9 protein-coding genes are annotated in these 12142 nt (G+C 43.2%); 1 reads left to right on the forward strand and 8 read right to left on the reverse strand.

The features are described 5' to 3' along the window. Positions 1–41: 41 nt before the first annotated feature. The 8 genes from Q9312_RS10695 to Q9312_RS10730 all read right to left on the reverse strand — a co-directional run bounded on the left by Q9312_RS10695 (position 42) and on the right by Q9312_RS10730 (position 11823). Complete coding sequence (locus Q9312_RS10695; RefSeq protein ID WP_309200835.1) at positions 42–3350, reverse strand: toll/interleukin-1 receptor domain-containing protein; 3309 nt, start codon at positions 3348–3350, stop codon at positions 42–44. Positions 3351–3526: 176 nt separating this feature from the next. Next, on the reverse strand, positions 3527–5113 hold the full coding sequence (gene ahpF, locus Q9312_RS10700; RefSeq protein ID WP_309200836.1) for an alkyl hydroperoxide reductase subunit F: 1587 nt from the start codon (positions 5111–5113) through the stop codon (positions 3527–3529). Between the two features lie 161 nt (positions 5114–5274). Continuing rightward, positions 5275–5844 carry an alkyl hydroperoxide reductase subunit C gene (gene ahpC, locus Q9312_RS10705; RefSeq protein WP_309200837.1) on the reverse strand — a complete coding sequence of 190 codons (570 nt, stop codon included), beginning with the start codon at positions 5842–5844 and terminating at the stop codon, positions 5275–5277. Positions 5845–6100: 256 nt separating this feature from the next. Then, on the reverse strand, positions 6101–7144 hold the full coding sequence (locus tag Q9312_RS10710) for an amidohydrolase family protein (protein WP_309200838.1): 1044 nt from the start codon (positions 7142–7144) through the stop codon (positions 6101–6103). Positions 7145–7284: 140 nt separating this feature from the next. Further along, positions 7285–7977: a Yip1 family protein gene (locus Q9312_RS10715; protein WP_309200839.1), complete on the reverse strand. Its 693-nt coding sequence runs from the start codon at positions 7975–7977 to the stop codon at positions 7285–7287. Between the two features lie 121 nt (positions 7978–8098). Then, a complete protein-coding gene (locus tag Q9312_RS10720; RefSeq protein WP_309200840.1) occupies positions 8099–8605 on the reverse strand; it encodes a DUF6702 family protein in 507 nt (168 codons plus the stop codon). A gap of 28 nt (positions 8606–8633) precedes the next feature. Then, positions 8634–11105 (reverse strand): M1 family metallopeptidase, encoded by a 2472-nt coding sequence (locus tag Q9312_RS10725; RefSeq protein WP_309200841.1) that lies wholly within the window; start codon positions 11103–11105, stop codon positions 8634–8636. A gap of 175 nt (positions 11106–11280) precedes the next feature. Then, positions 11281–11823, reverse strand: a complete 543-nt coding sequence (locus tag Q9312_RS10730) for a DUF4124 domain-containing protein (protein WP_309200842.1) — start codon at positions 11821–11823, stop codon at positions 11281–11283. A 38-nt stretch (positions 11824–11861) separates the two neighbouring features. On the opposite strand from Q9312_RS10730, the gene Q9312_RS10735 reads away from it, so the two are divergent. Then, complete coding sequence (locus tag Q9312_RS10735) at positions 11862–12140, forward strand: hypothetical protein (protein ID WP_309200843.1); 279 nt, start codon at positions 11862–11864, stop codon at positions 12138–12140. Positions 12141–12142 lie beyond the last annotated feature (2 nt).

The raw sequence follows: 12142 nt of genomic DNA on the forward strand, positions 1-12142 counted from the left end.
TCGGCAATCATGTTGCTTCAACCATTGGTCACTGCTCATACTTATCTTTTGGCGCACTGTCTTCGAATGCGCGCTTCTTCATCGAGTGGAAATAGATAATAATTTGCTCGCTGCTCGTCACTTAGGCAACGCTCGTTTAACGTAAGAATTGCCTTAGTTTTTTCAATTAAATCATCATCTTTAATGGTTAATGACACAATCGCTGGGCGACTAAACACTTTGCCATCGACAAACCGATGAAGTGCTTGGCTTTTCATCATAAAAAAGTTATTTAATTCTCTCGAATAGACAATCCCATTTCCAACATCAGAAGGAATACGAAAGAATGGCTGCCGATCATGGGTTTTATAAATTGCGGTTCCTAATTGTTCAATAAAATAGAAAGCGCCGTCATTAGAAAAATAAACATCCGGAGATGACTCATAAGTCGTTGGCGTACCTAGTTTTTCCATCGTTTCAACGTTCAAAGAATACAAGCGCTTATTTTCCGAAACCGCAAAGGCAACCTTAGATAAACTATGAGTTACCACTTTTCTCACTCGACTATCTAAATCTATTATTTGCAATTCACCAGGCTTGCTCCAACTTAATTTCAAAAGTTGATTACTACGACAAGCTAACCACACATAGTCACGATCATTTTCTTTCAGTATTTCACAGCCTTGAGTGTTCTTCGGATAATCCAACACTTTATTGCTCGATAGGTTTACCAACTTCAATGGTAACTGATCACTTTGAATTAATAGCTGAGTGTGATCTGGAGATAGCTCATAGTCATCAACATCCAGCTCGAGAGTATTTTCCCAAGCTATATCAGACTTAACTTCTAGAACAGGAGACGACGGTTCAGCAGTTTGTTTAACGGTTACTATTTTAAGCTTATCTAACTCCTGCCATTTTGACGTTAGGTAAAGAAATTCTTTCTGGTTAAATTTAGATTTAATCCGCATTGAATCTTCTTCGCTGACAAGCGCTAAGTGTTGTTGTGTCGGAATATCGATAACATAACCGTCGCCTTCCCAGCAGCGGTAGCTAATTCGATCAAACGCTGAGTTCCATACAAACTCACCATCACGACGACATTTTAATGTGAACTCAAATAAACTTTCGCCTGTCGATGCATTGACTAAATCGTATCGGCTTCGATCACCCAAAAGGCCGACGATCGCGTACTGCCCATTCTCACTCAGTTGACTCCCATAGTTTTCATAGTCTTTATCGAGTGGCAAAATGTTATGACTTGCTTTTGTTGACCATACGCCTAATTTTTTACCATATTTTGAGTAAGATGAAACAAAGTTGCCATCATCACTTAATAAAAAGTTTGTATCACTGATTACTTTTAATTTATTTTCTAATAATCCCGTTTGTGTGTTCCAAACAAATAATGTACCAAAGTGAACCGTGATCAGTTTACTGCCATCATTTGAAAACTGAAACCGAGACATTTCCCCTAATGCTTTTAACATGACCATGTTTTGGGAGGGCTGATGAAAGAGCCCTAGTTCCGTTCGTTGATTTGGCTCTATTGCAAAAAATAAGAAGTGCTCTAAATTGGGGCTAAGACTAACAAATTGTTGTTCATTTTTATTGACTAAGGCCCCATCTTTTAAATTAAAAACCGAGAAACCCGTCGGCTGATATACCATTATTGTATCATTGGGCAAAACTCGACTATGAAACCCCGTAATCGCCCCATTATTCATCGAGGGATGCTTAAATATTTGACGGCCAGTGTTCGACTCGTAAACGACGACATTCGCCTGGTATTGGTCATTATTTGATGTAACGGTTTCATAATAAATATACTTACTGTCTTTCGACAACACAGGCATCGCCGAGAAAGAAAGCTCATCAATAGCCACTTGATAATCAAAGCTCCGATTTTCAAAGGACCAACGGTAGAGTTGGTTGTCGGCACCAAAGGCAAATATAGACGAGACATCTTCAGAAACTATGACATGTTTAAAGCCAACTTTCGCTGGTACCACAATAGAATCTTTACCTGACAGATTGAGTAACTGTATTCCTCCATATGACGTTGCCACAGCTAACCATTCTTTATCACTTGATAAACTCGCAGCCAGTATTTTTTCTGCGCCAGTTAATGAAACCTTTAGAGCTTTACTTTCTGCAGCGGTTTTAAAGTTCTCTATAAAAACCTGTCTTTCGGTTACCACCAATAAATTCGTGTCTGAAAGAAAATACTGTTCAACAATATTTTCAGAATAATTAAACTGTGCTTTCTTACGATGCCAAAAATAGGCTTCTCGCATCGCAGAAAGATCATCGACCAATGGACGTTCACCCCCATAGTCACCGGGTAGAGCATTAAGCCCTAGCAATAATGCATGATTGTATCTTTGAGATTCATTCGCTTGCTTGGCTTGATCGAGTAAGAAGCGCGATTGACCAATCAATGATTGATCTCGTTGCTCTTTTGCAAGGCGTTCATTTTCTTGAGCTATGACGGTTTGCTGTTGAGCACGATGCTCATTTTTAATCGCTTCTTGTTGTTTAAAATAAGCAAATATCCCTGCGGCGACAGCAACAACGGCCAACATCGCAACGGCGCTTAACCACTGCCGTAAACGCTTGGCTTTCTGCCGTGCCAAGGCCAACTGATACTCTTTATCTCGTTGCGTCAAAGCGCCGAGAGGTACTCCAAGAATTCCAGCGACAATTTTAAGCAGCATAAGATGTTGCTGCTCATCATACTTTTTTGCCACTTCTTCGAGTTGTTCTTTGGTAAAGCTTTCTGATTCACGCAAGTGCTGTTTTAAAGCTTCTGTCGATGTCCAACCTTGCTGAGGCTTTCCATTCAAATTTAATCGAAAATCGGCCGCAATCGGTTCAGCTCGTTGCTCAGTACGTTGTCCTTGATCATCATAGGCAAACTGTAATGGCAGGGGAAAACATTCATCGCTTGCTGCAAATCCTAATTCCGCTTTACTGGAATCCCAGCTGCAATTGGGCTCACCATCGATCAATGCGGCAATGATTCGATCTGAGCGGCCCAGCGATTTAAAGTAGTCAATTTCATCAGCTACATAAGTCGAAGCAACGGCATTCGGTGAGCATAAGACAATCAGCGTTCCGGTGTTATCTAACGCTTTAGTGATCGAGTTTGCAAGGTCAGCGTCAGCTGGCAATTCATCTTCATCGCGAAAAACAGGGAAAATTTGCGAGGGAATGGTTTCTCCCCGATCATTGGTTTGTCCAACCAAATCGGCTGGTATTTGATACGTCTCGAGAGCTTGATGCAGCCACGTTGCCCACTGACGACCTGATAGTTTGTTGTCAGCGTGGCGGTAGGATATAAAGGCTAGGTAGTCGGTCGAGCGATTCATTTTATTATCTTAATCTTTTTGAATTCAAAGGCTTAAGTTTAGACTATCGGTCAGACTTTGATAACCAAGATGCTCAATAAAGTCAAAAGAAAAAGCCCTCAGTTGAGGGCTCTAAAGGGGGCAACATCCATGTTAGCGCGAGAAAAACAAACTGGAATACCTATCAATATTAACTACTACGCTGCTTTTTCTGCTTTGGATTCTTCGCTGGTCACTTTTGGTTCTAAACGCATTAAATAATCGAACGCGCTCAGAGATGCTTTGGCGCCTTCGCCCATCGCAATAATGATTTGCTTGTACGGAACCGTGGTTACATCCCCTGCAGCGTAAATGCCTGGTACGCTGGTCTCACCACGTTCATCAATAACAATCTCACCACGAGGCGACAGCTCTACGACACCTTTTAGAAAATCACTATTGGGCACCAAGCCAATTTGTACAAAAATACCCGCCAACTCAATTTGATGTTCAGCATTGTTTGTTCTATCCATGTATTTTATTCCGGTGACGGACTTGCCATCGCCGACTACTTCCGTAGTTTGAGCTTGCATAATAATGTCAATGTTCGACATCGAACGAGCCTTTCGTTGCAGCACTTCATCTGCACGGAGTTGATCGCTAAACTCTAATACCGTTACGTGTTCTACAATATTAGCGAGGTCAATGGCCGCTTCAATCCCAGAGTTACCACCACCAATAACCGCCACCTTTTTACCCTTGAATAAAGGCCCATCGCAATGTGGACAGTAGGCGACACCTTTACCTGAGTATTCTTGTTCGCCAGGAACGTTCATTTTTCTCCAGCGCGCACCTGTCGCCAACACCAATGATTTAGCTTTCAACACAGCGCCGGATTCAGTGGTTATCGAGAAGAGCTCACTCTGCTCAATGCTTTTAACTTTCTGCCCGGCCATTACATCGACTGGATACTCGGTAACATGTTGTTCCAAACTGGCAACCAACTTTGGACCTTCGGTGTAGGGAACTGAAATGAAATTTTCAATACCAACCGTGTCCGCTACTTGGCCACCGAACCGCTCGGCAACCACGCCCGTATTCAATCCTTTTCGCGCGCTGTAAATGGCCGCCGAAGCACCTGCGGGGCCTCCACCAACAACCAACATATCGAAGACGTCTTTACTAGATAATTTTTCCGCTTCACGTTTTGCTGCATTGACATCGAGTTTGCTAACCAACTCTTTCAGAGTGGTTCGCCCTTGCAGCAGCAATTCCCCGTTCAAGTACACAGAAGGAACCGCTTTAATGTTGCGGCTTTCCACTTCGTCTTGGAACAATGCTCCATCGACCATCGTATGCTTAATGGCAGGATTTAATGCCGCCATCATATTGAGCGCTTGAACCACATCGGGACAATTTTGACACGACAATGAAATGTACGACTCGAAGTTAAACGATCCATCGAGATCTTTGATCTGTTCGATCAGGTCTTGCTCGACCTTTAGCGGGTGTCCGCCACTGTGTAACAAGGCCAGTACCAAAGAGGTAAACTCGTGACCAAGCGGGATACCAGAAAAAGCAAGCTGCGTGCCTTTCTCAAGTGAAACCACTTCCATGGTTGGTGCGCGCTCTGCCACGCCATTATCTGCAACCGATACCAATGACGAAAGCTCTGCAATATCGTTTGCAAGCTGTGCCATTTGCTGCGACTCGGGCCGCTGATCAAGAGTTAAACGTAACTCGATCGGCTGGCGTAAATTCTCTAAGTAAGCTTTGAGTTGTACTTTTAAATCAGCGTCTAACATGTTAACTCCTGATCTGAATTTAATAAGGAGGGGCTTAACTCAAACAATTGGAGGGTGTCGATTGCCTGCAAAAAGCGATTGCAACAATCACTGAGTAAGCCCCGATTCGTTTTCTAAGCGCGAATTGACGCGCTTAGATTACTTTGACTGACTCGTTAGCGTTAGATTTTACCGACAAGATCTAACGATGGTTTCAAGGTTTCTGAGCCAGGTTTCCATGCCGCCGGACAGACTTCACCGTCGTGGCTTGCTACGTATTGTGCCGCTTGAATTTTACGGACAAGTTCAGCAGCTGAACGACCGATACCTAAGTCATGAATTTCTGCGACTTTGATTTCACCTTCTGGGTTAATCACAAAAGTACCGCGCAACGCTAAACCGTCTTCTTCAATCATTACACCAAAGTTGCGTGAGATAGTTCCGGTCGGATCACCTAACATCGGGAAGTTAATTTTATTAATGGTGTCTGAGCTGCTGTGCCACGCTTTATGAGTAAAATGCGTATCCGTTGAAACTGAGTAGACTTCGACGCCCATCTCTTGAAGTTGCGCGTAATGATCCGCCATATCGCCCAGCTCGGTCGGACAAACAAAGGTAAAGTCCGCTGGGTAGAAGAAAAATACGCTCCATTTTCCTAACACGTCTTTCTCTGTTACATCTTTAAATTCACCATTGTGGAACGCCGTCGCTTTGAATGGCTTAAGTTCAGTATTGATAATTGATTGAGTCATAATTAGTCCTCGCTTATTGAGTATTCACTTGAAGGATGCCTGAACGGTTGCCAGAGCATCTTTCGCTTAATTCGAGGACTATGTTAACGAGAAGGAATTAATCTGTATAATTGATTGAAAGAATCATAACAATCGATTTATACGATAACCATACCAAAAGCCACCACAGCCTTTACTGGCAGGCGATGCCGAGCAAAGATGTGGTCAGAACGGGGGTTTTTGGCATTAAAATGACGCAGCCAAGAAGTATTGAAAACTATCGATTAGCCAGGTCTAAGCGCAACCAGTTCAGAATATTGTCAGACATGATGGTGTGCTTCTGTTGTTCATCAATAATATCGGCTGTCACAGCATCATCAAGAAGCTTTCCAGGGTAACAGTTGGCGACCGTCGCCATTTCTCCAAGAGGATAGGGATCATCAACCCCCCAAACGATTTGACGGGTACCACAGCGCTTAATCAACAAGTTGAGCGTATCGACGTCATGCACCAAGGTGTCGAAAAACACATTGGGTTGGGCGAGGGTTTGGCTAGGATGATGAGTATCTGGAAACAAATCCGGACGCCCCTCTACCCCTTGAACGACCCGACCATAGTTTGCATGACCCAGCATGTTTCCATGCGCAAAACAGGTTCTAACATTGGGGTAACGCTGTGCAAATCCCTGCAAGGTGAACATCAAGTAAGTATCAGCGGTCTGAGCCATCATCCAAACTAAGTGATTGCGCCAAAATCGATCCTTTAAATTAACCATTCTGCCCGCATCGTATGGATGAATCTCTAGTGCAAGATTAAGCTCGTTGGCGAGCTCCCAAATCGGCGCGACCGACTCATCGGCAACCGATAACCACTCGCCACTTTGGTGCAGGTAGTGGGTGCTCAAGCACAGCATTTTCATATTCAGTTGATTAACGCAGCGCTCTATTTCTTGCAGAGCCTGATCAATAAATGCGGGCTGTACAACAAATCCGGTGGTAAATCGACTCGGATGCGAACGTTGTACTTCAGCATTGAAGTCATTTTGAAAACGAATAACATCAAAACAATCTTGTTCAGAGAAGCCATTGCAATAAAGTTGAGATAGGCTCAATACCACTTCATGATCAATATTATTAGCGTCCATCCACTGCAGTTTCTCTTCTAAAAAGAAACTTGGATCGGTTATCGGACGCTTCCATTCACCCTGACACATATGTTTTCGCGCATCATCGACCCAAAAGAACTTCTTCTCACGCATAAAAGTGGGAATCTGATCGGGTGTTGGCAACAGGTGCCCATGTCCATTAATTCGTAATGTCATAAAAACAGTCTCTAAAACTTACGGTTGGGTAGAACCAGTCTTTTCGTTTAAATCTAACTGACTATTATACTGATCATCTGTTACTTCTCACTCTTTACGCAATAAAAACAGCTCCGAGCAGCGACACTCTCATTAGTCAATTACTTCATCAAACCAAAAATCACAAATGGCAGCACTAAAATAGCGATAACTCCGAGAATCAGTAAAAACGCGAGAATAATTGCGAAAAATGCTCGCCATTTACTGATCACGTGAACTTCAGCGACCCCAATAATATGGAGCGCTATCGACCAAATCGCGAGAATCATTTGAATAATCGAGCTAGACCAAAATAACACTTGGTTTAGTAATGATGAATCAACGATAGGCATATCGCTACTGAATACATCGTTGCGGAACACTAAAATTTGTAAAATAAGAATCGACACCCCGACCAATCCAGGAACAGTAGACCAAGCATAAACGAGCCTAACCTGCTCACTATTCGCTACGCCTCCTAACCAACGGCCGGTTACTGATTGCAACCATGAGAATAAGAATAAGCCGATCATGCCACCCATGGCACCGCCGACCAAACTCGAGCCCAAGATCATACCCAGTGAAGAAGTATCTCCCTTAGATTGAGTGGCTGCTTGATCCAATGATTGATAGATACCCGAAATTATGGCCAGAAGAACCACCATGTAGGTAGGATCTTTGGATAACAAATAGCGAATGGTCAAGCGCGGTTGCAACCACATACTTTTCCAAGGATTCAATGACTCTGGAATATTTACTTCGACAGTCGCTTGCGGAATTTCAACTTCCGGTGCTTGGTATAGGTTTTCGGACATAATTTCCCTTAGGTAAAAAGAATAACATTTATTTTAAATATCACTTTCGAGCAAACAGCCATTCTAGACAGAAAATAGAAGGACACTGACCTCAAACGGGAGTTAGGCTTAAAGAATCTGACTAATTTTTTGGTTTTAAATATACAGTTTGCCACTCATCTTGCGCTGACATTCTTACGGAATGAACGTTTTCATCGATTTCAAAATTGATATGATTAACTTGTTTCGGCCATACCTCTTGAAGGCTTTTCGCTCGCACACTGAAAGCCGACAAATTCTCAGGCACACTGGCTTCTTGGTAAATCCATAAATACTTTCCTTCAACTTCAAAGCCAACATACTGCAAGGTTATCGCTCTACCAGAACCATCTTTCAGAGAAAAACGTTTGGCAACATAGTCAGAAAATTGTTGCTGAGATTGCGGTTCTGTTGAAAGGTCAATTTTACGATCAAGAATGGTGGCTAGCGCATGCTCTGCATCGTGCAAATAGAATCGATGCATAACTTCGAGCGATTGAGTTCGCTCGTTCATAACGACTCGAGTGTAGCTTTCTTTTTGTTGATGCCCCAAGACTGGGGCAATCAACATGGCTAGATACATTGATAAAACTATTTTTAGCTTATTCATATTTTTCAACTGCGCTGTTCAATCAAAACTATTTCTTCTTGATTTTTTGTTCCGGTTTTTTCAGTGGCTGCTTAATGTCATGCATAATATCTTTATGCTCCCAGCCCTCACGCTTTTTAGACTTAAAAGTCTCAATTCGAGACGGAATTATCCGACGTGGGTAATGATTATTTTCGATATCCACATCGGCCGTTTCCCAACCGGGATCCACGACCACAGACTCGAGCTCTTTCCCCTTGTTAGTAACAATCAACTTACTGACTTGATGAGGCGAGCGACGCCAAATCTCAGCGGGAATGTAGCGCATTTCTTCCGTGCCGTCGGCATAATTAAGTTGCAGCAGAATAGGCATAACCAATCCGCCCACGTTTGAGAAATTAAATACATAATAGTTCTTATCTTCTTTAATTGCTCGCTCAAATACTTGTCTCTCCCAAGGTTCTAACTCAGCTAGAAACTTTTGATATTCATTGCGGTCTTCATTAGTGACGGTAAAGCGATCATTGTCATCATGAAAATCTCGAACGTCCGTATTTCTCTCTACCCAAGTTTTTTTGCCTTCCGCACGATTGCGCTCGACAAACAAAGAAGATGGCTTGTCCTTTTCTTCTTGTCGTCTGCGCTCAAAGTCAATATCAGGGTTCTTAGTGTCTAATTGCAACTTAAACACTTTATCAATCGATATGTCGACATGATCGGTCGTGTAAAACCAGCCATGCCAGAACCAATCTAGATCAACACCCGATGCTTCTTCCATAGTGCGGAAAAAATCAGACGGTGTTGGACGTTTGTTTTTCCATCGATTAGCGTACTCTTGAAAAGCAAAATCGAATAACTCTCGACCTAAAATCACTTCTCGTAAAATGTTTAAAGCGACAGCGGGTTTGGTATAGGCATTCGGACCTAGCTTCAAAACACTGTCTGACTGAGTCATGACTGGAACTTGAACATTAGACTTCATGTAGTCAACAACATCTCTTGGTTCAACGCCCCAAGGAATGTTTGGATCCCATTCACGGCCAGCCACACCGTCCAAAAAGCTGTTTAAGCCTTCATCCATCCAAGTCCACTGTCGTTCATCTGAATTAACGATCATTGGAAAGTAATTGTGCCCGACTTCATGTATCACCACGCCAATCAAGAAGCGCTTCTCTGCTAAGGTATAAGTCCGAGTTCCATCTTCATGCCAAATGGTTCGTGGCCCATTAAAGGTGATCATCGGATATTCCATACCACCGACCGGACCATTGACGCTCAACGAAGTAGGATACGGATAATCAAAGGTATAACGAGAATAAACTTCCATGGTGTGAATAACCGATTCCGTCGAGTATTTCTCCCAAAGCTCTCCTCCTTCTTTAGGATAAAACGACATCGCCATTACCAAAGGCTGCACATCGCCACCTTGATGATATCCCTTAGCATCCCAAATAAATTTTCGCGAGCTCGCCCAAGCAAAGTCTCTGACATTCTCGGCTTTAAACTGCCAAGTTTTGGTCGCAGACTCTGATGCTTTTTCGTTTTCTAAGGCTTCTTCAGGAGTTACGATAAATACTGGTCGTTTCGCATTTTTGGCGCGCTCTAAGCGCTCGATTTGACGTGTAGAGAGCACCTCTTGAGGATTTTCAAGAACTCCGGTTGCGGCAACTAAATGATCAGCAGGCACGGTCATTTTTACATCGTAGTTACCAAACTCCAAGGTAAACTCACCCCGGCCTAAAAATGCTTTGTTATGCCATGCTTCATAATCAGAATAGGCCGCGACTCTAGGGAACCATTGAGCCAATAAGAAGATGTCATTGCCACCTTTGCGTGCATCATCAGGAAAATGCTCATAGCCGGAGCGTGCACCTACTGCATCTTCTTCTAAAATATTAAATGCAAAATTTATCTGCACTTGGGTACTTTGTTGCGGAGCCAAAGGTTGTGGTAAATCAATCCGCATTTGTTCACCGACAACCGTGAATGATAGAGGTTCGCCTTGAGGGTTTTGCACCGTCAGAGTCTGATAACCCAATTCAACATCGTCCATAAACTGTTGACGCCGAAGTTCACCAAGACTGATTTTCGCAGGTGAGTTACCAGAAGGTAATGCATTGGTAGGACCGCGCCGCCCCAAACCACCAAACTCTTCTGTCAGCTCCGCCAAAGAGTCCGACTTAAAACGATTTTGTTCTAGCTGCACCCATAAATACCGCAGAGTATCTGGCGAGCGATTAGTGTAGGTGATTAATTGACTCGCACTCAGTCGACGCTTTTTTTCATCTAGCGTTACTTCAATTTGATAGTCAACTTGCTGTTGCCAATAACTCTTACCCGGCGCTCCCGCTGCGTTTCGATAGTCATTTGGGGTCGGTAAAATCTCATCGAGTTGGCGGAACTTATCGACAAAATCTCCTTTCGACTGAACGACAGCAGCCGAGCTCGCAATGGCGGTACTTAGTAGAAGCGCGCCAACGGCGAACAAAGTTGCAGAACCAAAAGGCTGTGCTTTAGGCATAAAATTCCCCTTAGAGGTCTTAATTTAGCGATGCGCTCGAATATTAGAAAGGCGCCTTAATTTTTATCGAATGGTCAGCTAATCTGGGAGCTAGCTAATTCGTTACCGCCTGATTATCCACAGATTGGCTAGAATGGCTATGCTTGTTCAATAAATGTTAAATTTTTTTACAATTTTATTCACAAGCTTGAATAATGATGTGCATGGCCATCACTCGGCAGTCAAGTTTAGCGTACTGCGCTTTGATCGCTCGGAATTCATCACACAATTCATCTTGTTCTTTTTGCTCAACTCCAGTTAATAGCTGACGCTTTACATTGATCATCTTCCCAAGCGACCAACGACAATCCGACGATGCATCTTCTTTTTGCATAGCCTCAAGAATTTTCAACTCTCTGTCAGAAACAACCTTTATTTTTGGTTTCGATCGTTCAGCGGTCGATTTTGCAGGCGCTTGGTCCGCCGAGGACTCGGCCATTCCCGGCGAGCCTTTAAACTGATGAAAAGGAATGCCAGAGGGGGGCGGCTCAGTCGTAATTCGTACTCGACCACTTCGATCCTCCCATTGATAATAGGTCTCTAACGAACCTGAAGTCGAGGTAAGCGATGACCAGTCAATGGATTGTAAAACCCCGCTACGCTGCAAGAAAATGATCGTTATCCCGACCAAAGCAACCACCACCACGGCTTTAAGTAACCAACGAACCAGCCCATTCATGATATTATCCTCTACTGAATTCACCGATAATGCCGCAAATGATGAGTAAGGATCTAGAAAAGCTTCTCAAATCACACCAAAACTTAATTCAATCGGACTTTAAGAAAGTCGTCTCCCATGTGCAACGGGAAAATGATGGGTGGATACTCAACACCATTATGCTTGAAGGCTATGAAGTGCCATTTCAATATAAACGCCAAAAACGCTATAGAAATTTAACCGGACAAAGAGTCAACCTGACCTATTACCCTGCACAACAGCAGGTCGCCGGATTTGAAATGGAAATAATGAAGGTTGTACGAGTTAAAGTCTCGTAAAT

This window comes from Pleionea litopenaei (genome assembly GCF_031198435.1).
GTDB classification, from domain to species: domain Bacteria; phylum Pseudomonadota; class Gammaproteobacteria; order Enterobacterales; family Kangiellaceae; genus Pleionea; species Pleionea litopenaei.